The organism is Massilia scottii (assembly GCF_030846495.1).
GTDB lineage: Bacteria > Pseudomonadota > Gammaproteobacteria > Burkholderiales > Burkholderiaceae_D > Telluria_A > Telluria_A violaceinigra.
On record NZ_JAVCWM010000005.1, the window covers coordinates 13847 to 40196 of the forward strand.

The window sequence follows — 26350 nt, forward strand, 5'->3', positions numbered from 1 at the left end:
GTCAGGCAAGTGACAGCCGCGTGTCAGGCAGATGACACGCGGCGCGCGGCTTATTCGCTTTTCGGGCGGCCGGTCTTGAGCTGCGGAAGGCTCGACAGCACCTTTTGCAGGGTGGCGATATCGAGGTCGCTGATCAGCGCCACGCCGATGCGCAGCAATTCGCTTTTCTTGATCTCGAAGCCGGCTTTCAGGCAGGCTTTCTTGACCTGGCCGAGCACCGCGTACTCCTGCTCCGGCATGGTGAAGCTGTCGCGTACCAGCTTGGCCTTGCGCGCCTTGTCGCGCGTGCCGACGTCGGCATCGCCATCCGGCGCGACACCCGCTGCCAGCTTCGGCGCCGGCTTGGCGGCCTTGCCGGCGATGATTTTCGGCGCCGGCTTGGCCGCAGTTTTTGCCGGCGCAGGCGCTGGCGCCTTCGATGCCGCCTTCGGCGCTGCCTTCTCTGCCGCCTTCGGTGCTGCCTTCGCTGCCGCCTTCGCTGCCGTTTTCGGTACTGCCTTCGCTGCCGCCTTGGCGCGTGCAGGCGCAATCGCCTTCACCGGCTCCTTGGCTGCTGCGCTCTTGCGCGCGGCCGGCTTGACCTCGGCCTCGGCCTCGGCCTCGGCCTTGGCCTTGGCGGGGGTCCGGGCAGGTAGCGCCTTCTTCGCCGCTGGCGCCGCGGCGCCAGTCGTCTTTTTCGGCGCCGTCTTGACAGCGCGCGTTGCCGGGGCAGCCGCCTTCAGCTCCGCGATCGTGTGTCCGTTGGTTTTTTCGCTTGCAGTCTTGGCCATTGAATAACTCCGTCTTGATATCGATTTAAACAGTATATACGATTTACTCAATTGCCGACGCGCAGCACTTTTCTTGAGTTCGTACAACCTTACGGCAACTTGACGCCGAATATCGCACAAATGGCCGCACCAAGCTCCGGATATTGAGGTGGATCACATTCCATAAGGAAATATTTGCACGCTGACGTCACTTCGCCGCGCGCCCGCATGTCGCTTCGCCAACTCAGGCGTCCGCCGCCAGTTCCGGGAAGCGCAGCAGCAGGTCGCGCACCTTGGCCTGGGCGCCCCAGGCATCCCAGGCCCGCAGCGCGCGCCGGCCGTAGTCGATGGCATCAAAGGCGGCCCCGCGTTCGCGGCAGCAGGCCGCCGCCAGTTCGCAGGCCAGCGCCGCGTTCTGCACGAAACCGCCCTCCATGGCCTCTGCGATGGCATCCTCGTAGCCGCGCATGGCGCCGGCCGGATTGCCATCGATGCGCGCCAGTTCGGCGCCGACCAGCAGGTGGCGGTTGGCGAAATTGACAGGGCACGACGCGGCCCAGCCGCCCAGCAGCGCGTGCTTGTCGCACACCGCTTCGAGCAGGCGCCGCCGCCGCGCCGGCGCCGCTGTCGTGTACACGGCCGTCATCGCCAGCGCATGGTAGAAGTGGTGCGTGGTTTCGTTGAGCGAAGCGAGGAAAAAATGCAGGTTGGCCGCCGCTGCCTCGGATGCCGCCAGGGCCTCGTCGTAGCGCCCGAAGGTGAAGGCCAGCACCTGCTGCATCAGCAGGTAGCGCGCGCGCGCCGCGCCGAAACTGCCCTGGCCGAAGACGGCAATGGCGCCGGCCGCGCCATCTTCGCCAAAGCCATCCTCGCCCATCAGCGTCAGCGTCAATTGCTCGTAGCCGCGCAACAGGCGCACCAGCGCGTGGTTGCCGTGGCGCCGCGCAAAGCCCTGGTAGTGCTCCGCCATCCGGCGCACCTCAGGCAGCGGCAGCCCCGCCTCGAACGCATTCCAGGTCGCGACGTGGCTTGAATAACCGGCGTGCGGCAGGTCGCCGGCGCGCTCGCAGCTGGCATAAGCCTGTTCGAGCGGCGCGACGCTGGCGGCGATCGGGTCGCGCCACGGGTGGATATAGGCTGCGTGCACGAAGCGCAGGCGCCCGCTGCGCTTGGACGGCGGCGCACTGAACTGCACCTGCTCGATGGCCAGCGCCGAAAATGCAAACGCATCCTCGATCGCGCCCAGCGACACCAGCAGGATCGCGTAGCGCGAATAGATCATGCAGCTCGACTCGGTGCTTCCGTGCGTGAGCGTGTAATTGAGCGCCTTGGCCGCCAGCAGGAAATACAGTTCCGGACGCACCGCGAACACGGGCGAACCGATATCGGACAGCAGCTCGGTCACGATCGCCACTTCCGGGTCGGTGCTGGCCGGCTCGTCGCGCAGGCTCTCGATGCTGCGCCCGGCCATGCGCGCGTCGATGGCGGTGCGTTCCTCGCGCAGGGCCCAGTCGATTTCGGCGCGCGTGGCCGGGAAGGTCACCCCGAACAGGGCCAGCGCATCGAGGGCCACCGACACCGCCTGGTCGAAGCGTTCGCGCAGCTGGTACACGGCCACGCGCAGCAGCGCCACGCGCGCCAGGTCGATGCGCGAACGGGACTGCTCGACCAGCAGCTCGAACAGGCGCCCGGCGCGCTCCAGGTGGCCGCACAGGTATTCGCATTCGGCCAGCGCCGCGTACATGGCGTAAGTGCCGTCGAGGTCATCTTTCCAGGCGCGCGCCGGCGTCAGCGCGGCCGCCAGCGAAAAGTAATTGCGCGCCGAATCGTAGGCGATGGCGTTGCGCGCGCGCGTCCCGGCCAGCGCGTTCAGGCGCGCCAGCTCGCGCAGTTCGGCCGTGTCGCGCATGGCCGCGCGCGCGCGGTTCAGGTGGTGCACGATGTCGAACACGTGCTTGTCGAGCGATCCGGGCACCACGTTCTCCAGCAGCAGGCGTCCGATATGCAGGTGGCGCTCGGGCAGCGAGGACGCCGCGATCATCGAATACGCGCCTTCCTGCACCCGGTCGTGGGCAAAGCGGTAGTTGCCCGGCTCGCGCACGATCAGCCCGAGGCGCGCGGCCGGCCACAGATATTCGTCCGTTTCCAGCAGCGACATGCCCGACACCAGCGCGATCGTATCGAGCCCGCAATCGGGTCCCAGGCAGGCCAGCAGCTTGACCAGGTCGAGCGTGCAGCCTGGCAGCTGGCCCAGGCGCGCCACCATCAGCTCGACCACGTTGTCGGAGAACTCCCTGGCCTGGATCGCTTGCGCATCCCACTCCCAGCAGGCGGCGCTGTCGTTGAAGCGCAGCAGGCGGTTTTCGCCCAGGCGGGTCAGGAACTGCAGAGTAAAAAACGGATTGCCGGCCGTCTTGGGGAACACCAGCGCCGCCAGCGGGGACGCTTCGGCGTTATCGCAATCGAGCGCCGCGGCCACCAGTTCGCACGCCTCGGCGCGGTCGAGCGCTTCGAGCACCACCTCGCGCACCTGCGCGCCGTTGGCCAGCATGGCGTCGCGCGGCAGCGCCATCGGATGCGCGCCGCTCGCCTCGCGCGTGCGCCAGGCGCAGATCGCCAGCATGTGGTCCATGCCGCGGTGGGTCAGCAGGTGCGACAGCAGTTTCAGGCTGGCCGGATCGATCCACTGGACGTCGTCAAGACATAGCAGCAGTGCCGTGCCGGGACGGCGGCAGGCTTGCAGGAAGCGCCGGAACACGCCATCGAAGCGGCTCTGCGCCTCCGGGGGCGCCAGCGGCGGCGGGCTGGCGTGCTCGCCGATCACCAGCGCCAGCTCGGGAATGAGGTCGAGCATCAGGCGCGCGTTGGGGCCGAGGGCCTCCCGCAGCGCGGCGCGCCAGGCCGCCAGCGCGGCCGGCTCGTCGCGCAGGCGTTCGCGCACCAGCCCCTGGAAAGCCTGGGCCAGGGTGGCGTACGGGATGTCGCGCTGGCGCTGGTCGAATTTGCCGGCGATGATGGTGGCGCCCTGGGCCGCTTCGGAGCGGCGCAGGGCCGCCACCAGGGCCGACTTGCCGGTACCGGCGCGCCCCGACACCAGTACCAGCTGGGGCGCGCCGCCGGCGGCCGCGTGGCGCAAGGATTCGTCCAGCAGCGCCAGTTGCGGCGCGCGGCCGACCAGCGCCGCCGGAATGCGCACGCGCAGGGCGCCGTCGTGGCAGCCCAGCACGAAGGGCTCGACCCGGCCCTGCGCTTCGAGCATCGAACGGCAGTGCTGCAGGTCGGCGTACAGCCCGGCCGCGCTCTGGTAGCGCTGCGCCGGGTCGGCGGCCAGCAGCCGCGCGACGATGGAAGAACAGATGCGGTCCACGCCCGGACGGCGCCGGTGCGGCGCGAGCGGCTCGGGCGTGCCGTCGGCGCCGGCCTGCGCCGCGGCGCCGCACAGCATGTGATACAGGATCAGGCCGAGGCGATACAGGTCGGCCTGGGGGTCGTCCGGACCGCCCAGCGGCGTGGCCATGCCGAAGCCGGTCAGGCGCACCCCGGCGGTGGCCGGATCGAACAGGATATGGTGGGCGGCGAGGTCGCGGTGGACCAGGCGACTGTGGTGCGAATACGACACTGCCAGCGTGATCGCGGCCGCCTGCGCCAGGAAATCGGCCAGATCGAGGGGAGTTGCGGACAGGTCGAGCGGCGCGCCGCCGCTGTCGGCCAGCACCAGGGTGGCGCTGGCGTGAGCATGCAGCAGCGCCAGCGGCGTGGCGGCCCAGGCGCCGTCGAGCACCTCGCGCAGGGCGTATTCGTGCTCCAGGAGCGTAGTAGCATGGGGGGCCGCGCCGTGCGCTGCCAGCAGCAGCACCGGTAAGCGGTCGGCGTCGCGCGCCGCGCGCAGCAGGACGAACTGCTCGTCCGCGCGCAAGGTATCGATCACGGTGTATCCGTCCGGGGCCTGGATCAAGGTCACCTCTTGTTTTTGTCGTACAAACGCCGCTCTCCGTTCAGGCGTTGGCAATTATGCCACTACTGATGGATGTTTGATACAAAAATCCGGTGCCGACCTACCTCGTCAAACTGCTAGGTTACGCTGCGCACGCTGAAATCGATGCCCACCTCGTCCCACCATTCCTGCTCCTTTTCGATCCAGTACGACACGGTCGGGTGGCTGCCCACCCATTCGCGCCGGATCTCGAGGTCGATGCGGTTCTTCATGCGCAGCTTGAGTTCATCGGCGTCGGCGTCGATGCGCGCATGCATCAGCAGGATCGCCACGCGCAGCGCCAGCACCGCCTTGGCGAAGTCAAGGTCGGTCAGCGCCTCGGCCACCTTGCGCAGGTTGCCCTTCTGGGCCAGGATCAATTTGCCCATGATGCGCTGCTCGCGCGTGGTAAACCCCGGCAGGTCGGCGTTCTCGATCATGTAGGCTGCATGCTTGTGGTAGCCGGTCTGCGACACCACCATGCCCATTTCGTGCAGCAGCGCGCTCCAGCGCAGCAGCTTGGCGCAGCCGTCGCCGGCCGGCTTGAGTTGCGTGTACATGGCGCTGGCCAGCGCCGCCACGCGCCCGCCGCGTTCGTCGTCGACATGGAACTTGCGCGCCAGCGCGACCACCGATTCCTCGCGCCGGTCGCGCTGCATCGAGCGCAGGTACAGGTCCCACATGACGCCCATGCGCAGGCCCGCCTCGACCGGCTGCATGACATCGATATCGAGTTCGCGCAGCAGCGCGATCAGGATCGCCAGCCCGCCGATGATGGTGCTGGCGCGCTCCGGGCGCAGGCCCGGCATGTCGATGCGCGCCACCTGCCCGAACGCGATGAAGCGCAGCTTGAGCGCATCGAGTCCGGCGGCGGAGAGTTTGCCGTCGCCCAGGTTGTTCTTGGCGATGATGTCGGCGATCGCCCGGATCGTGCCCGAGGAGCCGTAGGCCTGCTTCCAGAACTGCGGATGGTAGGGCGGCGCGGCATCCTCGAAGTGGCTGCGCGCCGACAGGATGGCCGCCTCGAACGACACCGCGTCGATCCGCCCGCCGACGAAAAACGACAGGCTTTGCTTGACCGTGCCGACGCTGAACGACTCGACCCGCTCGATGTCAGGGCCGTGCCCGAGAATGATTTCGGTCGAGCCGCCGCCGATGTCGATCACCAGGCGCCGCTCCGAGGCGTCGGCCAGGGTGCTGGCCACGCCCATGTAGATCAGGCGCCCCTCTTCCTCGCCCGAGATGATTTCGATCGGATAGCCGATGGCTTGCTCGGCGGCCGGCAGGAATGCCGCGCCGTTGCGCGCCACGCGCAAGGTGGAGGTAGCGACCACGCGCACCGCATCGAGCTGCGGGTCGAAGCGGTAAGCGGCGAGCACCGTCTGGAAATTGCGCAGGCAGGCCAGGGCCGACTGCATGGCCGCCTCGGTCAGGTTGCCCTTGGCGTCGAGCCCGGCGGCCAGGCGGATCGGCTCGCGCACGCTCTTGAGCACGCGGATCGCATCGCCATCGTGCTTGCCGATATGCAAGCGAAAACTGTTGGAACCTAAATCTACGGCAGCGTACATCGAAGCCTCTTTCTGTATTGTTGTCATCAAGGCTCTCCCGCTGCAAAACCAATCACAGTAACGGAGTTGTATGACGCGGTCATGACCGGCGCCTTCGGCAAGCGCAGTATGCCATCCGCGCTACACGGGCGGCGAATCCACGCCGGGCGAATCCACGCCGGGCGCCTCTCCGGTGGGCGCGGCCACGACCTTGTTGCGCCCGCCCTGCTTGGCCGCGCGCAGGGCCTCGTCGGCGCGCTTGAACAGGCTCACCATGCTGTCGTCCGGACGGATCACGGTCACGCCGAAACTGGCTGTCATCGAAATCATCGCACGTTCGGTCTTGACCGGACTGGCCTCGACCGCGGCGCGGATGCGCTCGGCCACCAGCAGCGCCTCATCGAGGCCGGTGCGCGGCAGCAACAGGGCAAACTCCACCCCCACCAGGCGGCCCAGCTGGTCGCTGTCGCGCAACTGGCGCTTGCACACCTCGGCCACGCTGCGCAGCACCGTGTCGCCGGCCGGGTGGCCATAACTGTCGTTGACGCGCCTGAACTGGTCGAAGTCGAGCATCACCAGCGCGCTCGGCTGGCCCGGCCGGCGCGCCAGCGCCATCCACGGCGCCAGGGCGGCGAAAAAGCTGCGCCGGTTGGGCAGGTCGGTCAAGGGATCGACCAGCGCCAGGCGGTCCAGTTCGTGCCGCTGCTGCTCGCGCGCCAGCAGCAGGAAGCCGAAGCCATTCAATAACATCAGCAAGTACAGCGCGCCCGAGGTCAGCACCTGCAGCAAGCCCTTGCTCAGCCAGCCCCAGCCGCCCGGCATGGTCAATACCAGGATGCCGCGCGCCGCCACCAGCAGCGCCAGCAGCGTCATGGCGATCACCAGGAAGCGGTGCAGCATGCTGCCGCCGCGCCAGCCGCGCACCAGCGCCGCCGCGCTGGCCAGGTGCAGGCCACCGAGGATCAGCGCGCCGGCCACCACCCGCATCCCCGCTTCGTCGATCACGTAGCAGACCAGGAACAGCGCCACCGACAAGCCGATGACAGGATAGGCGACGCGGCGCCAGGCCAGGCGCCCGACCGCTTCCCACAGCGCACCGGCTTCCAGGCCGACCCCGGCGAACAGCACCGCGTAGCCGGCCGGAACCGCTACCGCATCGGGCAGCACCCCGCTGGCGTTGAAATACAACAGCAGCCACGCCACCGCCTGGCACTGCTTGGCGATGGCCCAGGTCGACCAGCTGAGCGACTTGCCGCGTTCGTATTCGTAGAAAAACAGCGCCGCCGCCAGGCTCAGGTTGCCCAGCGCGAGCGCAAACAACATCGTCGTGATGTCCATGGCCGCGCCTGGGGGCGTCAGACTTCGTGTTCGACGTTGCTGCTGCCGTCACCGATCTTGCTGGCCCAGGCTTGCGCGAAAAACTGCTTTTCGATGTCATTGGGCAGGTCGTTCCAGAACACGATCAGGGTACCCTTGTGATCGTGGATCTGGGTGAACTTCTCGATGAAGCCCTCGACACCGGCCAGGTCGGCCAGCGCCACCACATAGCCGTATACCCGGGTCAGCCGCTCAATGCGGTCGGGCTCGGTGAAACTGTTGGTCGCGGTGATGGTGGGATGGTCTAAAAACATAGTTTCTCCGGGTTGGCCGCGCCGCAGGCTGGCCGCTGATGCCGGCCACACACAGCCGGGGCAGGATCAGCTTATCAGAAACCGATGGGGCGCAACAGGGGCGCGCTTGGGCCGTGCGCTTGGGCCACGCGCTTGCGTCGCGCGCTTGCGCCACGCGCTTGCGCCGCGCTCCGCTATACTGGCGCCAGCCCAGCCTGCCCCGGACCGCCATGCCGCCACTGACCGACCAATCGCCTCCGCCGTTGCACGCGCCGTCGCCCGAGCGTGCAACGGCCTGCGGCGCGCCGCTGGTGCACACCCGCGGCGACCGCCGCACCCTCGAATTCACGCCCGGCGACGTGCAGTCCGAAATGCGCCTGTCGCGCCCGGCCGCGCTGGTGCTGGCCTACTGCCGCGCCATCATGTGCTTTGCCCTGTTCGTGCCGCGCCCGCGCGCCATCGTCATGGTCGGGCTGGGCGGCGGCTCGCTGGCCAAATTCTGCTACCGCCACTTTCCGCGCGCGCGCATCACCGTCATCGAGCTGCGCGCCGACGTCATCGCCCTGCGCGAGCAGTTCTGCGTGCCGCCCGACGACGCGCGCTTCACCGTGGTCCATGCCGACGCGGTCGACTGGCTGGCCGGCCACCCCGCCTGCGCCGACGTGCTGGTGATCGACGGCTTCGACACCGCCGGCCTGCCGCCGGCGCTGGGCACGGCGCGCTTCTACGGCGACTGCCGCGCCGCCCTGCGCGAGGGTGGCGTGCTGGTGGCCAACATCTTCAGCTACGACCCGCGCTACGCCGGCATGCTGGAGCGCCTGCGCCTGATGTTCAACGACCGCGTCTGCTGGTTCGAGCGCATCGCCGGCAATAACCGCATCCTGTTCGCCGTCAAGGCCCCGGCCCGGCTCGACCCCGCCGCCCGGCTGCCGCGCGTCCTGCGCCTGCAGCGCTGGGTGGCGCGGCGCCAGGGCCTGGGCCACAGCGTACTGAACCGCCTGCTGGCGCGCGCCGTCGTGGCATGGCTGCAACACCCGTTCAATCGTTCCAAATACATGTCGCCTTAGCACGGGAACGTCGCTTTTTAGTTGCTGAAGATCAATCGACTTACCGATTTTTATCAATTTGTGACAAACTAAGGCCGCATCCACACCGGCGCTCCGGGCGCCGCCCTCTTCTTTTAGGAAACAGGAAATGTTGCGTCGTCGCTTGCCGTTCTCGCTCTCCGTCGCGGCGGCACTCACTCTCGGCGGCGGCCTGGCCGCCACCGCGCTGCTGGCGGTGGCCGTGGCCCGGCTCGAAGACGACAAGCACGCGCTCGCCTTCCAGCAACGCGCCACCGTGCGCGTGGCCGCCATCCGCCAGGGGCTCGACGAAGCGGTCGAAGTGGTGACCGTGACCAACCAGCTGTTTGCCACGGTGCACCCGGTCACGCGCCGCCAATTCCACGATTTCACCCAGCCGCTGCTGCAGCGCTACCCCTTCATCCAGGCCTTCAACTACCACCGGCTGGTCAGCGGCGCCGCGCGCGAAGCGGCCGAGGCCGAGCTGCAGCAAGTGGTGCCGGGCACGCGCATCACCGAAATGGGGCCGCAGGGGCGCCGCCTGGCGCCGCCGCGCGCCCAGTACAGCGTGGTCGACTACCTGGAACCGATGCAAGGCAACGAAGCGGCCTTCGGCCTGTCCGTCGGCATCAACGCGCAAGTCATGAACGCGCTCGATCAAGCCACCGTCAGCGGGCGCGCGGTCGCCACCGGCCTGCTCAGCCTGGCGCAGGACAAGCGCCCGCAGGGCGGCTTCGAAGTCATCATGCCGGTGTACCGGCCGGGCGCGCCGCTCGGCAGCGCCGCCGAACGGCGCGCCGCCCTGATCGGCGACACCGCCGCCATCATCCGCGCGCGCGAACTGGTCGACAAGATCCTGCGCGGCGCCGACCTGCACGCCGACCAGGGCGTGCACCTGGCGGTCTACGCCAATGCCGGCAGCGACCCGGCGCACCTGGTCTACGCCAGCGCCGGGCTCGATGCCGCCGTGCGCGAGCACGCCTCCCTCGGCCCCGTGCGCCGCTGGACCACCGCGCGCCACCGCGAACGCCACAGCGCCGCGCTGAGCGTGGCCGGCCAGCCCTGGACCGTCGTGGTCAGCGCCGCTCCGCGTCCGTTTTTGCACAACCATCCCGGTTCCATGTTCACCCTGGCCGGCGGCCTGCTGTTTACCTTGCTGATCGCCGCCTTCGTGCAAACCCTGGTGCAGCGCTCGCGCCGGGTCCAGCTGCTGGTCAACGAACGCACCGCCGACCTGAAACTGTCGAACCAGCGCCTGATCGACGACGTGCTGGCACGCCGCCGCACCGAAGCGGCGCTGCAGGAAAGCGAACAGCGCTTCCGCCAGCTGGTCACCATGTCGTCCGACTGGTACTGGGAGCAGGATGCCGAACTGCGCTTTGTCGACATCACCGGCGGGGCCGGCGAAAAAGGCGGCGTGGCGGCCGGGCGCCTGATCGGCCGCACGCGCTGGGAAACCGTGGCCGGCATGCAGGACAGCGACTGGGGCAAGGCCCACATGGCGCAACTGCTGGCGCGCGAAGCGTTCGCCGAACTCGAATACGAAACCGTCGACGAACAGGGCGAGGCGCGCTGGTTCAGCATCAACGGCGAACCGGTATTCGACGCCGGCGGCGTGTTCCGCGGCTACCGCGGCACCGGCACCGACATCACCGCCCGCAAGGTGACCGAACAACGCATCCACCACATCGCCCATCACGACGTGCTCACCGGCCTGCCCAACCGCAGCCTGCTGCAGGACCGCCTGAGCCAGGCGGTGGCGTATTCGCAGCGCTGCGAGCGGCCGGTGTGGGTCTTGCTGATCGATCTGGACCGTTTCAAATTCGTCAACGACAGCATGGGCCACAAGGCGGGCGACGTGGTCCTGATGACGGTCGCGGCGCGCCTGCGCGCGGCCCTGCGCGAAAGCGACACCGTGGCGCGCCTGTCGGGCGACGAATTCGTCGTCATCCTCAGCGAGCACGCCGAAGAACGCCTGCAGGCCGACGTGGTGCAGCACCTGATGGATGCGGTGGCGCAGCCGGTGCCGCTCGGAAACAAGGAATTTTTCGTCACCTGCAGCATCGGCGTGGCCGTGTTCCCCACCCCCGACACCCCGGCCGGCAGCCTGATCGAACACGCCGACATCGCCATGTACCGCGCCAAGAAACTGGGACGCAACAACTTCCAGTTCTACACCCCGGCCATGAACGACGAATCCCAGGAACGGGTACGCATCGAAAGCGCGCTGCGCAGTGCGCTCGAGCGCAACGAATTCGTGTTGCACTACCAGCCGCAGGTCAACCTGGCCAGCGGCGAGATCGTCGGCATGGAAGCGCTGATCCGCTGGCAGCATCCGGAACTGGGCGTGGTGGCGCCGGACCGCTTCATCTCGGTGGCCGAAGAAACCGGGCTGATCGTGCCGATCGGCGCCTGGGTCATGCGCACCGCCTGCGCCCAGAACAAGGCCTGGCAGGATGCCGGGCTGGGCATGCTGCGGGTGGCCGTGAACCTGTCGGCGCGCCAGTTCGGCGCGCCCAACCTGCTGGCCGACATCCGCGCCGTGCTGGCCCAGACCGGTCTGGCGCCCTCGCTGCTGGAGATCGAACTGACCGAAAGCCTGTTCATGAGCGACGTCACGCTCGCGGTCGAACTGCTGCACAGCATGAAGTCGCTGGGCGTGAATCTGTCGATCGACGACTTCGGCACGGGGTATTCGAGCCTGTCGTATCTGTCGCGCTTCCCGATCGACGTGCTCAAGATCGACCGCTCGTTCGTCTCCGACATCACGCGCGACGCCAACGATGCCGCGATCGTGGCCTCGATCATCGCGCTGGCGCACAACCTGAAGCTGTCGGTGATTGCCGAGGGAGTGGAGACGGCCGAGCAGCTCGACTACCTGCGGCGCCACGGCTGCGACGAAATGCAGGGCTACTTCTTCAGCCGCCCGCTGGCCGCGCACGCCTTTGAAGCCTTGCTGCGCGAGCGTGCCAGCCTGGCGCCGACGGCGCTCGCGGCTGTGCAGGATGCGGCGGCCGAAGTGTAAGGATGCGGCAGTACTCGTGTCAGATCGACATCTTTGTTCAAAAATAGACTATCATCGTCGACTGACAGCCATTTTTGAGCCAAGCGACACACATGAGTGAAGAATTCCAGCGCCAGCGGGCCGATGCGCGCGGTAGCGAAGCGACCAGTCCGCGCACCGATTTCCGCACGCGTGACGTGGTCAACCAGGCGATCGCCGCGATTCCGACGCTGGGCGTGCAGCAAGCGGCCGAATACCTGGCGGCGATGAACGTGCCGCCCGAAGTGGCGATCCGCACGCTGATCTACAAAGGCACGCGCCGCGACGAACCGTAGCGCCCGTCTCCATCCCTCCTCCGCCCGCACCGCCGGTCAAAGACACCTACAACCGGGGTCAGAGCTCTGACTCGAAACATTGTTAAATCCACGCCCGCCTTCGTTGCAAATCGAGCAATTATTTCTTAACCGGGGTCAGACCTCAATTAGGAAACACTTGTCCGGGCAGGCGGATGCGTCGACGTCCCGGCAGCATTTTCATGCGGGAGGATGATGGTATTTTCGGAGTCGCGATGCATGGACGAGACGCTTGAGGGCAGAAACGTTTCCTAACCGAGGTCTGACCCCGGCTAAGAAAGAATGTTAAATGTTGCTAGTCAGAGCTCTGACCCCGGTGTGGGGTGCGGCAGTCGGTGCCGGGGCGAGAGGCGGGGGACTTATTTGTCCTGGGCGTCGATGTCGGCCAGCGATTCGCGGCCTTTGTCGGTCACGCCGTGGCCGCCCGCCTCGAGCGCGGCGATGTGGGATTTTTTGCCGAGGAAGACCAGCACGTCGGCGTCAACCACCGCCGCCGGGTCGGCCAGCAGCGCGCGCAGGCCGGCGATGCAGCGGCGCAGGAACAAGACCTGCTGCCCCTTGTCCGTCAGCGCCAGCTTGCCATCCTTGCTGTACTGGATCATCTTCAGGCCCGCCAGACGCTTGGCGTTGCGCCCGACGCAGGCGTTGAAGCGGTCATGCTTCGCCCCACCCAGGATGTGCCCGAGCGCGTCGTATTCGTCTGTGGTCAATTTCTCGTTCTTCATTGCTGCTTTCCATGTGGCCAATTTTCGGCCCCCATGGTAACCGCGCAGGCTGCCCGCGGCAACCTGCATTCGCTGACAACGGTTACTTTACTGTGCGGAACAGGAACCAGACAACGCCGATACTGATCAATGCGCTGACCAGCAGCACCACCTGCATCGGGCGCGAACGCAGTACCGAAGAGCGGCCAAGGTAGATCTTGTTGTGTAAGGAATTGCCCATCATGTTCTCCCGGAACAAAACAACGGTTGATGGATTAATTATAGGAAGCAGGCGCCATTCCGGTTGTGATGTGGGACACAAATAATAACAAATGTAGACTGAGAGCAACACTGCCGGCCGCCGCCGCCACGGCCTACTGCGCGCCAGCCGATCCCTTGCAATGTTAGCATCGTTGCGAGCGCGCCGCGCCAGTGCGGCACCTCCTTACCGATTGGAGAATCCCATGCACGCCACCAAATCCTTCCCCGACCCGGCCGACGCCAAATCGCTTGTCGACGAGGCCGACATCGGCAGCGGCGAAAAACCGCCTTCGCAAATCGAAACCGAGGCCATCATCCGCCAGATTCCGCCCCTGCCGCCATCGGACCAGAACGATGCCGATAGCGACAATGCCACCTCGGCCGCCGCCAACCAGCTCGACGGCGGCGAGAACCGCGACAAGCGCGAGCATGACGCCTCGCTCGAACGCGATGAGCCAAGCGAACAGCTCAACCAGCTCGATCCGGTCCCGCCCAAGGGCCAGTAAGCATCCAGCCCGGCTGGTCCTGGCGTGCCGCTGCCAGCCAGTACCTGCCGATGCCTGCCGATGCCTGCCGAGGTGTGCCCGTTACGCCTTGATCGGCGGCTCTGGCATGACCGGCTCTTCGACGGGCGCGTTGACCGGCGGCGGCACATCGTCCGGAACCGGGATCGGCTTCGGATCGGTGGGCGGCACGCCGTCCGGATCGGGGGTCGAATGGGCGCGCTGCGGCGCTGTGGAAGGGTTCTCGTTGCTGGTCATGGAATGCCTTTCTTCAAGTGTGAATGCGAATGTCAACACCGCGCTGCCATGGGGCGATGAACGCCCTGCGCGCGCGGCAAACCTGCCTTTTGCGGTATCGTTGATCCTTCCGGACGCCACGCCCCGGGATCACCACAACCTCAGCCAAAGGGCATAGCGCATGTGCGGACGTCTCGATCAAAACCATACCGCCATTGAATACGTCGCGGCGCTGCACTGGCGCGGCGCCGAACCCCGCGTCGCCAGCCAGGCCGCGCCCAGCTACAACGCGCCACCCGGCACCTGGCGAGCGCTGATGCGCGTCGTCGGCGACCAGCTCGTCGTCGAGGATGCCTTCTGGGGCTACCGCGCCTCGTGGGCCGCGGACAAGCTGCCCATCGCCATCAATGCGCGCCTCGAAAAACTCGGCAACCGCTACTGGACGCCCCTGCTCAAGGCCGGGCGCGCCATCGTGCCGGCGGACGGCTGGTACGAATGGACCGGCGACAAGGGCAAGAAGCAGCCCTGGCACATCCACCTCAAGACGCGCGAGCCGCTGTTCATGGCGGCCATCGGCGCCTGCGGCAGCGAGCGCGAGCAGGCGGCCGAGTCGGGCTTCGTGATCGTCACCGCCGATGCCGAGGGCGGCATGGTCGATGTGCACGACCGCCGCCCGATCGTCTTCAGCGCCGAAGACGCCGCCCTGTGGCTCGACCCGGACCTGTCCGCCCAGCAAGCCGAACAGCTGGCACGCTCGGTGGCGCTCGGCCCCGACGCCTTCGAGTGGCATCCGGTCGCCAGGGACGTGGGCCGCGCCAGCAACGACGGCCCGCACCTGGCGGCCCGGCGCGATCTGCTGGCCTGACCCCTGATCCGGCACGGGGCGCGCCGGATCAGCGCTCGGGCTCGCGCTCGGGCTCGCGCGCCATGGCCAGCAGGTTGTCGATCTCGATGCGCGCTACTTCCACGCCGGCAAGGCAAGCCACCTCCGGGGTGGCATAGCCGCCGGCCGTCTGGCTGCGCGTGAGCGCTGGCGCGGGATCGGTATCCTGCCCGCCCTGCCCGGTCTTGGTGATGCGGTATTCAAAATCCCACTGGTCGGCGCAATCCTTGATCGGCGTGACCACGATGGTAAAACCCTTGTATTCGTCCGTTGTGATTTGCATATCATCCTCATTGTTGTTCGCAGCCTAGCATGAAGGCCGCCTGCATGGCGCCGGCGCGCCAATCGTGCGCCGCCCCCCTCCCCGGCGCATGCCGGACCCGGTATAGTGGCAGTTCCCTCCGCTCCCGCCTGCCCACGATGAAGACTGCCCTGCCGTCCCTGGTCCCCGCCCTTCTGGTGCCCGCCGTGCTCGCCTCCGGCGGCGCCCTTGCCGCGCCGATGACCCTGGCCGATTACCTGGCCTTGAGCGGCCCGCCGCCGACCGCCAGAATCGCCTACGGCAGCGCGCCCTCGCAATTCGCCGAACTGTTCCGCCCGGCCGGCCCCGGGCCGTTTCCGGTGGTGGTGCTGGTGCACGGCGGCTGCTGGACGGTGGAATACGGCGGCATCAGCCAGATGCACAATGTGGCCGGCGCCCTGGCCGCGCGCGGCATCGCCGTGTGGAACGTGGAATACCGCCGCGTCGACGAGCAAGGCGGCGGCTATCCCGGCACCTACCTGGACATGAACGCCGCGCTCGACAAGCTGGCCGCCGAAGCGCCCGCCCACCAGCTCGACACCAGCCGCATCGTCGCGCTCGGCCATTCGGCCGGCGGCCAGCTGGTGCAGTGGATCGCGGGACGCAGCCGGATTCCGGCCAGCAGTCCGCTGTTCCAGCCCAGCCCCTTGCCGGTGCGCGAGGTGATCAGCCTGGGCGGCCTGGCCGACCTGCGCCACGAGCAGGCGCTGATCAAGGCCAGCTGCGGGCGCGACCTGGCGCAACTGGCCGGCACGCCGAGCGCCAGCCGGCCCGACATCTTCGCCGATACCAACGCCGCCGAGCTGATGCCCAACGGCAGCCGCACCGTGCTCGTCACGGGTGAACTCGACACCATCTCGCCGCCGCGCGCGGCCCACGATTACGCGGCGCGGGCGCGCGCCGCCGGCGACCGCGCCGAGGTGCTGATCCTGCCCGGCGCCAGCCACTACGATGAAATCGCGGCCAGCTCGCCATCGTGGAAACTGATCCTGCCATTGATCGAAAGCGCACTCGGCATGGGCAAGTAAGCGGCGCGACCGGGCGGCGAACCTTGCCCGGCGCCGCCACAATGTGCCGGAAACCGCAGTCACCCACGAAAAACGATTAACAGTTACACCCGCTTCGCGTAGCGTGTCACTCAGGGCACACCGATCCGCGCTGTCCCGGCACGTCCAGCACACACCAGCACAACCAGCACCGCCGTCGTCGCCCGATCACGTCCAGACGTTTTACGGAGAATCGCATGCTCGACAATCTGAAGGCAGGCACGCGCCTGCTGACCGCTTTCCTGACCGTCGCCATCCTGGGCGCCATCGTGGCCGCCATCGGCATCGTCAACATGGCCACCATGAACGAGCAGGCCGAGCGCACCCACGATGAGGAACTGCTCGGCCTGTCCCATGCCAAGGAAGCGAACATCAAGCTGATCTCTATCGGACGGGCCGCGCGCGGCGTGCTCGTTGCCACGACGCCCGATCAGGTGCGCCGCTTCAGCGACCAGCTCGACAACGGACGGCGCCGGTTGCACAAGAATCTGGACCAGGCGCGCCCGCGCTATACGCTTGAGATGGGTAAAAGGCTGCTGGCCGAGGTCGACCGCGGCGTGGCGGACTACGAGGCCATGCTGCCGGAATTACTGACACGGGCGCAGGATCTCACGCCCGAGGGCAAGACCGCGGCGGCCGAATTTGCGCTCGGTCCGCTGGCGGCCAAGGCCAACATCGTCGACGACCGGCTCTCCGCGCTGGCCCACCAGAAAGAAAAGCGATCCGCCCAACTGGCCGCCGCATCGAGCCAGCGCTACCAGGGCAGCCAGGCGCTGATGGTGGCCCTGGCGCTCGGCAGCCTGGGCACGGGCGTGGGGCTGGGCTTCTGGATCACGCGCGGCCTGACGCGCCAGCCGGGCGGCGCGCCGATCTGCCCGGTGCAGGCGGCCGGCGCGCTGGCCGAGGGCACACTGTCGACCGTGATCCGGACCCGCCCCGGCGCCAACGACAGCCTGCTGCACGCGATGAAAACCATGCGCGCCGCGCTGGTGAAGATCGTGGCCCAGGTGCGCAGCGGCAGCGGCACCATTGCCGCCGCATCCGGCCAGATCGCGGCCGGCAAGCTGAACCTGGCCTCGCGCACCGGGGAACAGACCACCGGCATCGGGCAGGTGAACATGGCGATCACCCGGATGGATGAAGTGACCCGGCAAACTGCGGCACTGGTCGAGCAGGCGGCCGCGGCGGCCGGGTCGATGCAGGAGCGGGCGGCCCACCTGGCGCACGTGGTCGGCATCTTCAAGCTGGGCAACGAGGATGGGGCGCGCATGGCCATGCCGGTGCCCGCGCGGGCACGCTCACCGGACGCGGCGCCGGCGCTTACGCTGCTGTGACGCGGCGCGCCGCCGGCGCCCACAGAACCAGGTCGGAGCGCGCCACCGCCACGCACGGCAAGGTCTCGCCGGCGCGCCGTTCGTCCGCGCTCAGGCCGGGCCAGTCGATCAGGTATGCCACCTGGCCCGCCGCCACCCGGCACAGGCAGGTGCGGCAGGTGCCGTTGCGGCATGAGCTGGGCAGCACGATGCCGGCCTCCCCGGCCGCCAGCAGCAGCGCGCGCCCTTCGCCCGCCTCGAAGCGCCAGCCGGCCGGCTGCACGGTAATCAGATAACTGTCCATGCGCGCATTGTACCCGGCCCGCCTGCCCTTCCAGCCCTTAGTACGCTGCCGCACAGACTATATATCCGACCGGAACTAATCTAGGCTATCCGATTCCCAAGGGGCTTTAATTGAAACCATCTTCGCTTTGCCTGATCGCCGCCATGTTTGCAGGCGCGGCCACCATTCCCACCGCCATGGCCGCCAGCGCGCCGTCCGCCCTGACGATCGAGGCTGTCAATGCGGCGGGCAAGACGGCTGACCCGGCAGCCGCGCCGGCCAAGCCGGCCAAGGGCGCGAAAGCGGGCAAGCTGGCGGCGCCGGCCCTGCTGCGCGCCCAGGTCCTGCTCGACCGCGCGCGCTTTTCGAGCGGCGAGATCGATGCCGCCTCGGGTTCGAACATGCGCCTGGCGCTGTCCGGCTTCCAGAAGAAAGCCGGCCTCGAACCATCCGGCACGCTTGACGAAGCGACCTGGGCCGCGCTGAACGCCGACACGGCCGACGCCCTGGTCAGCTACACCCTGAGCGACGCCGATGTGGCCGGTCCGTTTCAAGCCATCCCCGAGAGCATGGCCGAGAAAGCCAAGATGACCGCGCTCGGCTACAGCAGCGCGGCCGAAGCGCTGGGCGAAAAATTCCACGTCAGCCCGGCCCTGCTGGCGCGCCTTAACCCAGGCAAGGATCTCGGCCGCGCCGGCGAGGCCATCGTCGTGCCGAACGTGCTCGACACCGAGCCGCTGCCGAAAGCGGCCAGGATCGTGGTGGACCGCTCGGACCGCTCGCTGACCCTGCTCGACGCCGAGGGCAAGGTCCTGGCCCAGTTCCCCGCATCGACCGGCAGTTCGCACGATCCGCTGCCGATCGGCAGCTGGAAGGTCAATGGCGTGGCGCGCCATCCGGTCTACCACTACAACCCGAAACTGTTCTGGGATGCCAGCCCGGGCGACAAGAAAGCCAAGCTGCCGGCCGGCCCCAACAACCCGGTGGGCGTGGCCTGGGTCGATCTGTCGAAAGACCATTACGGCATCCACGGCACCCCGGTGCCGGCCTCGATCGGCAAGACCCAGTCGCACGGTTGCATCCGCCTGACCAACTGGGATGTGGCCACGCTGACCGAGTCGGTCGGCTACGGCACCGACGTGCTGCTGCAGGAATGAAGCAAGAGAAAAATTGCCCGTCACACCCATCACAACGAAAAAGGATAATTTTATGAAATGGCTTCTTACTTTCCTGGCAGGCTTGCTGCTCGGCGCAGGCTCCCTGTTCGTCTACTTGCGCGCGGTGCCCAAGCCGGCGGAGGTGGTCGTGGTGGCGCCTGCGGTGCCGGCACCGGCCGCAGCAGCTCCCCCGTGCGGCGTGTCCCTGCCGGTCTCCGACCTGCCCGGCGCCCCGGTGGTGAGCACCGACCTGAGCGAGCTCGATTTGCCGCTGCGTCCGGCCGCCAGCGAGATCGCCGCGCCCGCCGCGAATGGCGCCAACGCGGCCGCCGTGCCGGCCACCGGCAAGCTGATGGTGCCGGTCGAGGGCGTCAAGCTGGCCAGCCTGCGCGACAATTTCGACCAGCCGCGCGGCGCCGACCGTCACCATGAAGCGCTGGACATCATGGCGCCCAAGGGTAGCAAGGTACTGGCGGTCAGCGACGGCAAACTGGTCAAGCTGTTCAACAGCAAGCCGGGCGGCCTGACGGTGTACCAGTTCGATCCGAGCGAAAAATACGCGTATTACTACGCGCACCTGGACCGTTACGCCGAAGGCGTGAAAGAAGGCATGGAGCTCAAGCGGGGCGATCTGGTCGGCTATGTCGGCGTGACCGGCAATTCGGACCCGAACGCACCCCACCTGCACTTTGCCGTGGTCGAACTGACCGCCGAAAAGAAATGGTGGAAAGGCACGCCCATCAACCCCTTCCCCTTGCTGGGCGAGTAATCAGCTCTGGCGGATGGCGCGCACGCGCCGTCCGCGCTGCATGCCGAGCAGCATCATGCCTGCTCCCAGCGCCAGGATCGCCGGCGTGGCCGGTTCGGACACCTTGGCCACGCCATCGTCCGGGGTGAGCAGGAAGCCGCGGCACAGGCCGGCCGTATTGCAACCGTGCGCCGTGATCTGCCCCAGGTCGTTGATATCGGCCGCGTAGTTGAGGGTCCAGCCGAAGCCCGGCCCCACCAGCGCATTCAAATCGAGCATCGTGCCATCCGCGTACAGGAAGGCGTGCACGGCCTTGCCGCCGGCGATGTCGGAACTGCCCACCGCATGGCCCGCATTGTTGATCCCGTAACTGACGCTGTTGGCGCCGCCCAGGGTGTTCAGGTCGATCATCACGCCATTGTCGTACATGAACGCATGCGAGTTGGCGTCGCCCGCCAGGTAGGAAAAGCCCACCACCGCGCCGCGGTCGTTGATCCGGTTCGCTTCGCTGTAGTTGCCGCCCAGGGTGCCGAGGTCGCGCATGCCGCTGTCATCGGCGCGGAAAGCGTGATACTGCCCGTTGGCCAGGTCGGAGCGCCCCACCACCACCCCGCTGTTATTGATGTCCGTGCCGAGGCTGCTGTCGCCGCCCAGGGTGCCGAGGTCGCGCATCTGGCCGCCGGGCGTATAGCGGAAGGCGCCCTGGGTGCCGTCGGCGCGGTCGGCGCTGCCGCCGACCTGGCCGGCATTGTTGATGCCCCTGGCGGAACTGTTGCCGCCGCCCAGGGTGCCGAGGGTATCGATCTTGCCGCCGCTAAAAGTGACCGCGCGCGATTCGCCGCTGCCGCTCAGTACCTGGCCGGCCGCCACGCCGGCGTCGTTGATGCCGCTGGCGAAGCTGCGCGTCGACGTGTCGGGACTCAGGCTTTGCATGGCGCCGCCGCGCGAGACGTAGGCGCTGCTGATGTTGTTGCTGTTGAGCGAGTAGCCGACGACAGCGCCGCTGCTATTGATGGCGCGCACGTCGCCGCTGTCGCCGCCGAGCGTACCCAGGTTTTTGACGGAATATAAGGGCGCGGCCTGTGCGGCAGCCGGGATCAGGAAGACGGATAGCAGACCAAGCTGCAACAGACGCGGGGTAATGGGCATGAGGGACTCCAGAACGATGAACAGACGCGCCAGGCGCCCTGGACGCGTGCGTCGATTCTAATCCGGATTTCCTAACGCACATTATGTTGTCCGTAAAAATAGTTCCAAGCGTACACACCACCCCGGAGGGTGGGTTAAGGCAACTGTTCGTCGATATCGCCCCCCACATTGACTGCCGCGTAGGCGCGCTGCACGGCCACCGCCTCCTTGCTGTTCTTGCCATACAGTTCCTCGGCCGCGGCCAGCATCTTGGCGCGCGCATCCTTGTAGTCGGTGCTGGAGGTAAAGCGCGTGGTGGCGGCGTTGAACCAGATGCGGTACGCCTTGTCCAGGCCGATGCCGCTCATCGCCCGCGGCGTGCCGCTGAGATAGGCGCTGTGGGCGTCGCTGGCCGGATCGGCGTGCGAGCCCTGCGCCAGGAAATAGAACATGCGGTTGTTCGGGCCGCTGCTGTAATGCACGTCCAGGCGCCTGAGCCTGGACGACCAGGCATCCGGACTGGTGCCGTCCTTGCTCGGGCGAATCATGTAGCGCAAGGGCGTGCCGGTCTTGCTGATGTCCTTGCCGATCATCCAGTCGTTGCCGCCGGCGGGAATCAGCGCGCCGCCGGCGCCGGCGCGCGCATACGCTTCCACCACTTCGCCGGTGATGTCGGACGACGATTCGTTCAAGCCGCCCGACTCGCCCGCGTACACCAGGCGCGAGGTGGCGTCGGTCACGCCATGGCCCATTTCGTGGCCCACCACGTCGAGCGCGCCCAGGCTGTTGAAGGTCGAGCCGTCGCCGATGAACATGCATTTGCAGGTGTCGCTGTAGTAGGCGTTGTCGTAGGCGGTGTTCACGTGGGCGGCGATGTAGGTGGCGGTGTCCTGCCCGTCCAGCGAATGCCAGCCCAGCGCGTTCCTGAGCATGTCGTAGGTGCTGGCCAGCCCCCACATGGCGTTGACCGCCGCGGTCTGGCCGTTGGCGTCGGTGGTGCTGCCGCCGGCGATGTACTGCTTGCCGTCGCCCCAGGTATTGCTGCTGTTGGTGAACACTTCCCCGGCGCTGCTGCCGTGATTGGCGTTGGTCACCGCCAGCCCGCCGAACTTGCCGCCCTTGGCGCGCAGCGGATCGATCATGCGAAAGCCGGCGCCGCCCTCGCTGGTGCTGAGCGGCACCTCGCCGCTGTACTGGCTCTTGCCGGTGCCGGCGGCGCTTTGCAGCATGCTCCACTGCGCCAGGATGCGCCCGTTGCGGGCGCTGACGATGGTGTCGTGGTAGACCGGCAGCGGGCCGGCGCGCAGGCGCGTGCCGACCAGCCAGGCCAGCTCGTAGCCGGCCACCACGTCGGCCATGTCGAGCGCGTTGAGGGCGCTGTCGGCCTTGCCCAGCGCGGCCGGCAGGCGTTCGCTCCGGACCAGCGGAAAGACGATCAGTTCGGCCGCCGGCGGCGTCTCGGCCACGGCGCCGGCGCGCACCGAGCGCAGCACCAGCGCGATGGCGTCAAGCGCCGTCAGCGCCGGCTTCACATCGAACCCGGCCGTGGCCGCGCCCAGCTGGTTGGCGCTGCCGCGCCCGAGGTGGACGCGCCGCGCCGAGACCGATTCGCGCACGATGTTGCCGGCCCCATCGGCCACCAGCACCGATTCCGAACCGAACACGCGTACGCCTTTGTACGTATGGTGGGCGCGCACCACCGTGCTACCCTGCAAGCCTGGATGCTGGGAAGCGAGCAGGAAATGGTGGTCGGCGTCCAGCCCGTGCCGGGCCCGCTGCGCGGCCAGCTGGCCGACCAGCGCGGCGGCGTTCGGCGCCGCCGTCACGGGGCCGTTCATCAATGGCGGCGCGGCGGCGCCGGCCAGGTGAACAGCGAGCGCAACAGCCAGCAGGATCGGACGAATTGTCATCAGGCATCTCCAGTGAAAAGGCCCTACCCCGGAAACGGCGCAGGCAACACCGATTGTCACAGCAGAACTCCATGAAGAATTTGCTCAAACGCAAAGAAAAGCCGAAATCCGCTGCGCTCGCCGTCATCGTACGGTCATGCAAGCTTGCTACGCTCTGCTTTTTTGCAGTGTCAACACTTGTTCCCACCAACCCGGAGCCTATTGCGATGTACCACGTGTCCCGTACCACCCTGTCCCTGATGTGCGCCGCCAGCGTTGCGGCCTTGATGACCGCTTGCGGCGGCGACGACACCCCCGAGCTGCAAAATCCCGGCGCCAGCTGGCCGCCGCAGCCGACCGTGACCGCGCACCGCGGCGCCTCGGCCCTGCGTCCGGAGCACACCTTGGCCTCGTACCGGAAGGCGATCGAGGATGGCGCCGACATGGTCGAGCCGGACCTGGTGGCGACAAAAGATGGCGTGCTGGTGGCGCGCCACGAAAACGAGATCTCTGGCACGACCAACGTCGCGGCGCTGCCGCAGTTCGCCAGCCGCAAGGCCACCAAGACCATCGACGGCATTCCCGTCAGCGGCTGGTTCACGGAAGACTTTACCCTGGCCGAACTGAAAACCCTGCGCGCCAAGGAGCGCATTCCCGCCAACCGCCCGGCCAACACCGCGTTCGACGGCCAGTTCGAGGTGCCGACCCTGCAGGAAGTGATCGACCTGGTGAAGAAGGAAAGCCAGGCGCGCCACAAGACCATCGGCATCTACCCCGAGACCAAGCACCCGACCTACTTCAAGGGCATCGGCCTGCCGCTCGAAAAGCGCCTGGTCGACCTGCTGGTGGCCAATGGCTACCGCGGCAAGGACGCCGCGGTGTTCCTGCAATCGTTTGAAGTGGCCAACCTGAAGGAACTGCGCAAGCTGACCGACATGCGCATCGTGCAGCTGATCGACAATCCGGCCAACCCGCCGGCGCCCAATGGCGCGCCGCGCAATGCGCCCTACGACTTCGTCGCCGCCGGCAGCAAAAAAACCTACAAGGACCTGACCACGCCGGCCGGCCTGAAAGAGATCGCCACCTATGCCGATGCCGTCTCGCCCTACAAGGAAGTCATCATCGCGCGCACCGCCGCCAATGAACTGGGCACGCCGACCAGCTTCGTGGCCGATGCCCACGCCGCCGGCCTGAAAGTGCACACCTGGACCCTGCGTCCGGAAAACCCGTTCCTGCCGCCGAGCATGCGGCGCGGGAACGCGGCCTCGCCGAGCGAGCGCGGTGACGCCGTGGCTGAAATCACGGCCTACCTGAACGCCGGCATCGACGGCTTCTTCACCGACGATCCGGCCGTGGGCCGTGCGGCCGTCGCCCAGTTCAAAAAATAATCGGCACAGCGCGTCGCTGGTGCCGGCAGCGGCAGACGACGCGCAGTGTTACCAGGTGCGGTTCCAGCTCACCGCCAGGGTGCGCCCGCGGCCGGCAAACGTCCCGGTCGCATCGAGCGCCGCCGCCGACTGCGAGTAGTAGCCGACATACTGCTTGTCGAGCACATTTTCCACGCTTACCCCGATGCGCCCGTACGCGCTGTCGACAATCAGCGCCATGTCGGCCAGGGTGTAGCCCTTGAAGTGCTCTTCCAGGTTGCTGGTGCCGACCCTGCGTCCGATGTTGATGTCGCGGTCGCGCAGGTGGCTCGCCTGCACGCGCAGCTGGGCCTTGGGCGCGAACTGCCAGTTCGCGCCGAGCACACCCTTGTCCGGCCCCTGCGAGCGCGCCGACAGCGCCAGGTCGAGCGGCGCGCCCTGGCTGGCCGCCGTCTTGCCGTCGGTGACGGCGTAGCTGCCGAACACCGACACCGTCTTCACCGGCCGCCAGTCGCCCGACACTTCCCAGCCCTTGACCACCGTCGGCACCCGCTCGACCGAGCCGATGCCGGCCGCGTTCACGCGCAGCACGCTGCCCAGCTTCGAGCGCGAATCGTAGCGCGACAGGCCCACCTGCCCTTGCGCGCCGCGCCAGTTGACGCCCACTTCGTTGTTGCGCGTGATGATCGGTTTGAGGTCGATCAGGGTCGCCACCGACTTGCCGCTGGTGTTCACGCCGCGCAGCACCAGGCCGACGTCGGGCAGGCCGAAGCCTTCCGAACTGGCCACGAAGGCCGACCAGCGCGGCGCGAAGCGCCACACCGCGCCGATATTCCTGATCGACTTCGAGAACTCGGTTTCGCCGCCCACCACCGTCCGGCTGCCGTAGGCCGCCAGGGTGGTGTAGGTGTCGACCGTGAGCCTGGCCTGCTCATGGCGCACGCCGCCGCGCAGCGTCACCGGGCCGATCTCATATTCGAGCTGCGCGAACGGCGCCGTCGATGTGAATTGCAGCTGCGGCACCCAGGTGCGCTTGGTGGCGGCCAGGCGCTGCAGGGTATTGTCGTGCAGGATGTCCAGGCCGACCGTCATTTCCAGCCCATCGGCCAGCATGTCGGGCCGCACCCAGGTCATGCGCGCGCCGCGCTTGTCGGCCACGATCTGCGACTGGTCCCACAGGGTGCCGACCGGCGCCAGGCGCACATCCTGGAAGGTCGCCACCGGCGTGGCGCCGTACAGCGCTTCAAAATCGTGGCTGAACAGCTGCGCGCTGAACGCGCCGCCGAACAGTTCATCGTGGCGGTAATCGAGGCTGGCGCTGCGCACCTTGTTACGCGGCGGCTCGCCCGGCGCCCGGCCCGGCAGCGATGTCGTCGTCACGCCGGCGGCCACCACGCCCGGCTCGTTCTTGTAGTCGCCCTCGCCGCGCAGGTTGAAGCGGTTCAGGCTCAATTGAACGCGCTGGGCGCCGAAGCGCTGGCCGATCTTGAGGAACAGGTCGTCGCCGCGGCTGTCGAGAGTATCGCCCTGGACGTTGTCGATGCCGAGGCGGCGCTTGTTGCCGTCGTAGCCCATGCCGCGCCGCTGCAGGCCGACGTAGCCGAGCAGGTCGAAGCCGCCATCCTTGTGGGTGACGCTGTAGCCGGTTTTCCAGTCCAGGTTATCGGAGCGCAGCTGGCTCGAGGCGCGCACGTTCAGGCCATGCGTGGTGCCGTCGGCGCGCGCGGTCCTGGTGATGTAGTTGATGATGCCGCCGGTCGCGCCCATGCCCTGCATGGCCGAGGCGCCGTTGATCACTTCGATGCGCTCGATGATGGCGCTGTCGGCAAAGTAGCCCTCGCGCGAGCCGGCGCGCAGCGGGTTCGATTGCGGTATGCCGTCGAGCAGGATCAGCGGCTGGCGTCCGCGCAGCGATTCGCCGGTCGAGGTCATTTTCTGCCGGCTCGGCGCGTAGCCCGGCACGTAGGTCGCCAGCGCCTGCGAGGGATCGTCGGCGATCAGGTATTGCGATGCCAGTTCCTGCTGGCCGATGACCGAAATCGCACCCGGGATCTTGTCCACGGCCTTGGCGCCGCGCGTGGCCGTGACCACCACCGTGCCGGAGGATGCGGCCTCGGCGCCGGCGCCTTGCTGGGCCAGCGCCTCGGTGTTCGCCATCAGCAGGCAGGCCAGCGCAACCGCGCGGGAAAGGGGCGTCAATGTGGTCATACGGGGAAAATCCTTGATGGTG

General features: G+C 67.7%; 23 protein-coding genes. 10 read left to right on the forward strand and 13 right to left on the reverse strand.

Annotated features, from left to right (window positions below; genetic code table 11):
* Positions 1-50: 50 nt before the first annotated feature.
* From RBA41_RS07905 to RBA41_RS07925, 5 genes are all read right to left on the reverse strand, one after another.
* The gene (locus tag RBA41_RS07905) at positions 51-770 is read right to left on the reverse strand and encodes a hypothetical protein (protein ID WP_306622799.1); all 720 of its coding nucleotides are present in this window, start codon (positions 768-770) and stop codon (positions 51-53) included.
* Between the two features lie 223 nt (positions 771-993).
* The gene (locus tag RBA41_RS07910; protein WP_306622800.1) at positions 994-4704 is read right to left on the reverse strand and encodes an ATP-binding protein; all 3711 of its coding nucleotides are present in this window, start codon (positions 4702-4704) and stop codon (positions 994-996) included.
* Between the two features lie 116 nt (positions 4705-4820).
* Positions 4821-6290: a Ppx/GppA phosphatase family protein gene (locus tag RBA41_RS07915; protein ID WP_306622802.1), complete on the reverse strand. Its 1470-nt coding sequence runs from the start codon at positions 6288-6290 to the stop codon at positions 4821-4823.
* A 120-nt stretch (positions 6291-6410) separates the two neighbouring features.
* A complete protein-coding gene (locus RBA41_RS07920) occupies positions 6411-7607 on the reverse strand; it encodes a GGDEF domain-containing protein (protein ID WP_306622804.1) in 1197 nt (398 codons plus the stop codon).
* A gap of 17 nt (positions 7608-7624) precedes the next feature.
* A complete protein-coding gene (locus RBA41_RS07925; protein ID WP_306622806.1) occupies positions 7625-7900 on the reverse strand; it encodes a hypothetical protein in 276 nt (91 codons plus the stop codon).
* A 209-nt stretch (positions 7901-8109) separates the two neighbouring features.
* Here RBA41_RS07925 and RBA41_RS07930 point away from each other — a divergent pair, with 209 nt between their 5' ends.
* The 3 genes from RBA41_RS07930 to RBA41_RS07940 all read left to right on the forward strand — a co-directional run bounded on the left by RBA41_RS07930 (position 8110) and on the right by RBA41_RS07940 (position 12282).
* Positions 8110-8946: a fused MFS/spermidine synthase gene (locus RBA41_RS07930; RefSeq protein WP_306622808.1), complete on the forward strand. Its 837-nt coding sequence runs from the start codon at positions 8110-8112 to the stop codon at positions 8944-8946.
* Positions 8947-9073: 127 nt separating this feature from the next.
* Positions 9074-11968 carry a bifunctional diguanylate cyclase/phosphodiesterase gene (locus tag RBA41_RS07935; protein ID WP_306622810.1) on the forward strand — a complete coding sequence of 965 codons (2895 nt, stop codon included), beginning with the start codon at positions 9074-9076 and terminating at the stop codon, positions 11966-11968.
* 92 nt (positions 11969-12060) lie between these two features.
* On the forward strand, positions 12061-12282 hold the full coding sequence (locus RBA41_RS07940) for a hypothetical protein (RefSeq protein WP_306622812.1): 222 nt from the start codon (positions 12061-12063) through the stop codon (positions 12280-12282).
* Between the two features lie 377 nt (positions 12283-12659).
* Here the strand turns inward: RBA41_RS07940 and RBA41_RS07945 are convergent, their stop codons facing one another.
* Positions 12660-13010, reverse strand: a complete 351-nt coding sequence (locus RBA41_RS07945) for a hypothetical protein (protein WP_306622814.1) — start codon at positions 13008-13010, stop codon at positions 12660-12662.
* A 97-nt stretch (positions 13011-13107) separates the two neighbouring features.
* Positions 13108-13245, reverse strand: coding sequence for a hypothetical protein (locus RBA41_RS07950; protein WP_167399967.1), 138 nt, complete (start codon positions 13243-13245; stop codon positions 13108-13110).
* Positions 13246-13468: 223 nt separating this feature from the next.
* Here RBA41_RS07950 and RBA41_RS07955 point away from each other — a divergent pair, with 223 nt between their 5' ends.
* Positions 13469-13771, forward strand: coding sequence for a hypothetical protein (locus RBA41_RS07955; RefSeq protein WP_306622817.1), 303 nt, complete (start codon positions 13469-13471; stop codon positions 13769-13771).
* 81 nt (positions 13772-13852) lie between these two features.
* Here the strand turns inward: RBA41_RS07955 and RBA41_RS07960 are convergent, their stop codons facing one another.
* A complete protein-coding gene (locus RBA41_RS07960) occupies positions 13853-14026 on the reverse strand; it encodes a hypothetical protein (RefSeq protein WP_306622819.1) in 174 nt (57 codons plus the stop codon).
* Positions 14027-14186: 160 nt separating this feature from the next.
* Here RBA41_RS07960 and RBA41_RS07965 point away from each other — a divergent pair, with 160 nt between their 5' ends.
* The gene (locus RBA41_RS07965; RefSeq protein WP_306622821.1) at positions 14187-14870 is read left to right on the forward strand and encodes an SOS response-associated peptidase family protein; all 684 of its coding nucleotides are present in this window, start codon (positions 14187-14189) and stop codon (positions 14868-14870) included.
* Between the two features lie 28 nt (positions 14871-14898).
* Here RBA41_RS07965 and RBA41_RS07970 read toward each other — a convergent pair whose 3' ends face one another.
* Complete coding sequence (locus RBA41_RS07970) at positions 14899-15171, reverse strand: hypothetical protein (protein ID WP_306622824.1); 273 nt, start codon at positions 15169-15171, stop codon at positions 14899-14901.
* A 137-nt stretch (positions 15172-15308) separates the two neighbouring features.
* Between RBA41_RS07970 and RBA41_RS07975 the strand changes: the two genes are divergently transcribed.
* Complete coding sequence (locus tag RBA41_RS07975; RefSeq protein ID WP_306622826.1) at positions 15309-16217, forward strand: alpha/beta hydrolase; 909 nt, start codon at positions 15309-15311, stop codon at positions 16215-16217.
* A gap of 215 nt (positions 16218-16432) precedes the next feature.
* Positions 16433-17569 (forward strand): MCP four helix bundle domain-containing protein, encoded by a 1137-nt coding sequence (locus tag RBA41_RS07980; protein WP_306622828.1) that lies wholly within the window; start codon positions 16433-16435, stop codon positions 17567-17569.
* Here RBA41_RS07980 and RBA41_RS07985 read toward each other — a convergent pair.
* Entirely contained in the window at positions 17556-17852 is a 297-nt protein-coding gene (locus RBA41_RS07985; RefSeq protein WP_306622830.1) for a 2Fe-2S iron-sulfur cluster-binding protein, read from the reverse strand. The genes RBA41_RS07980 and RBA41_RS07985 overlap by 14 nt on opposite strands.
* Positions 17853-17962: 110 nt before the next feature.
* Between RBA41_RS07985 and RBA41_RS07990 the strand changes: the two genes are divergently transcribed.
* Together RBA41_RS07990 and RBA41_RS07995 are read left to right on the forward strand one after the other, a co-directional pair.
* The gene (locus RBA41_RS07990) at positions 17963-18988 is read left to right on the forward strand and encodes a L,D-transpeptidase family protein (protein ID WP_306622833.1); all 1026 of its coding nucleotides are present in this window, start codon (positions 17963-17965) and stop codon (positions 18986-18988) included.
* A gap of 52 nt (positions 18989-19040) precedes the next feature.
* Positions 19041-19757: a M23 family metallopeptidase gene (locus RBA41_RS07995; protein ID WP_306622837.1), complete on the forward strand. Its 717-nt coding sequence runs from the start codon at positions 19041-19043 to the stop codon at positions 19755-19757.
* On the opposite strand, the gene RBA41_RS08000 is transcribed toward RBA41_RS07995, so the two are convergent.
* Both RBA41_RS08000 and RBA41_RS08005 read right to left on the reverse strand, forming a co-directional pair.
* Positions 19758-20885, reverse strand: a complete 1128-nt coding sequence (locus RBA41_RS08000) for a hypothetical protein (protein ID WP_306622839.1) — start codon at positions 20883-20885, stop codon at positions 19758-19760.
* Between the two features lie 134 nt (positions 20886-21019).
* Positions 21020-22774, reverse strand: coding sequence for a M4 family metallopeptidase (locus RBA41_RS08005; RefSeq protein ID WP_306622840.1), 1755 nt, complete (start codon positions 22772-22774; stop codon positions 21020-21022).
* A 206-nt stretch (positions 22775-22980) separates the two neighbouring features.
* Between RBA41_RS08005 and RBA41_RS08010 the strand changes: the two genes are divergently transcribed.
* On the forward strand, positions 22981-24141 hold the full coding sequence (locus RBA41_RS08010; RefSeq protein ID WP_306622843.1) for a glycerophosphodiester phosphodiesterase: 1161 nt from the start codon (positions 22981-22983) through the stop codon (positions 24139-24141).
* Positions 24142-24189: 48 nt separating this feature from the next.
* On the opposite strand, the gene RBA41_RS08015 is transcribed toward RBA41_RS08010, so the two are convergent.
* On the reverse strand, positions 24190-26328 hold the full coding sequence (locus RBA41_RS08015) for a TonB-dependent receptor (protein ID WP_306622845.1): 2139 nt from the start codon (positions 26326-26328) through the stop codon (positions 24190-24192).
* Positions 26329-26350: the final 22 nt, after the last annotated feature.

Coding starts and splice junctions, on each gene's coding strand:
- RBA41_RS07965 (WP_306622821.1), top strand. CDS start 14,187: ATGTGCGGACGTCTCGATCAAAACCATACCGCCATTGAATACGTCGCG.
- RBA41_RS07905 (WP_306622799.1), bottom strand. CDS start 770: ATGGCCAAGACTGCAAGCGAAAAAACCAACGGACACACGATCGCGGAG.
- RBA41_RS07960 (WP_306622819.1), bottom strand. CDS start 14,026: ATGACCAGCAACGAGAACCCTTCCACAGCGCCGCAGCGCGCCCATTCG.
- RBA41_RS07950 (WP_167399967.1), bottom strand. CDS start 13,245: ATGGGCAATTCCTTACACAACAAGATCTACCTTGGCCGCTCTTCGGTA.
- RBA41_RS08015 (WP_306622845.1), bottom strand. CDS start 26,328: ATGACCACATTGACGCCCCTTTCCCGCGCGGTTGCGCTGGCCTGCCTG.
- RBA41_RS07975 (WP_306622826.1), top strand. CDS start 15,309: ATGAAGACTGCCCTGCCGTCCCTGGTCCCCGCCCTTCTGGTGCCCGCC.
- RBA41_RS07970 (WP_306622824.1), bottom strand. CDS start 15,171: ATGCAAATCACAACGGACGAATACAAGGGTTTTACCATCGTGGTCACG.
- RBA41_RS07920 (WP_306622804.1), bottom strand. CDS start 7,607: ATGGACATCACGACGATGTTGTTTGCGCTCGCGCTGGGCAACCTGAGC.
- RBA41_RS08000 (WP_306622839.1), bottom strand. CDS start 20,885: ATGCCCATTACCCCGCGTCTGTTGCAGCTTGGTCTGCTATCCGTCTTC.
- RBA41_RS07935 (WP_306622810.1), top strand. CDS start 9,074: ATGTTGCGTCGTCGCTTGCCGTTCTCGCTCTCCGTCGCGGCGGCACTC.
- RBA41_RS08005 (WP_306622840.1), bottom strand. CDS start 22,774: ATGACAATTCGTCCGATCCTGCTGGCTGTTGCGCTCGCTGTTCACCTG.
- RBA41_RS07915 (WP_306622802.1), bottom strand. CDS start 6,290: ATGTACGCTGCCGTAGATTTAGGTTCCAACAGTTTTCGCTTGCATATC.
- RBA41_RS07925 (WP_306622806.1), bottom strand. CDS start 7,900: ATGTTTTTAGACCATCCCACCATCACCGCGACCAACAGTTTCACCGAG.
- RBA41_RS08010 (WP_306622843.1), top strand. CDS start 22,981: ATGTACCACGTGTCCCGTACCACCCTGTCCCTGATGTGCGCCGCCAGC.
- RBA41_RS07930 (WP_306622808.1), top strand. CDS start 8,110: ATGCCGCCACTGACCGACCAATCGCCTCCGCCGTTGCACGCGCCGTCG.
- RBA41_RS07980 (WP_306622828.1), top strand. CDS start 16,433: ATGCTCGACAATCTGAAGGCAGGCACGCGCCTGCTGACCGCTTTCCTG.
- RBA41_RS07995 (WP_306622837.1), top strand. CDS start 19,041: ATGAAATGGCTTCTTACTTTCCTGGCAGGCTTGCTGCTCGGCGCAGGC.
- RBA41_RS07955 (WP_306622817.1), top strand. CDS start 13,469: ATGCACGCCACCAAATCCTTCCCCGACCCGGCCGACGCCAAATCGCTT.
- RBA41_RS07940 (WP_306622812.1), top strand. CDS start 12,061: ATGAGTGAAGAATTCCAGCGCCAGCGGGCCGATGCGCGCGGTAGCGAA.
- RBA41_RS07985 (WP_306622830.1), bottom strand. CDS start 17,852: ATGGACAGTTATCTGATTACCGTGCAGCCGGCCGGCTGGCGCTTCGAG.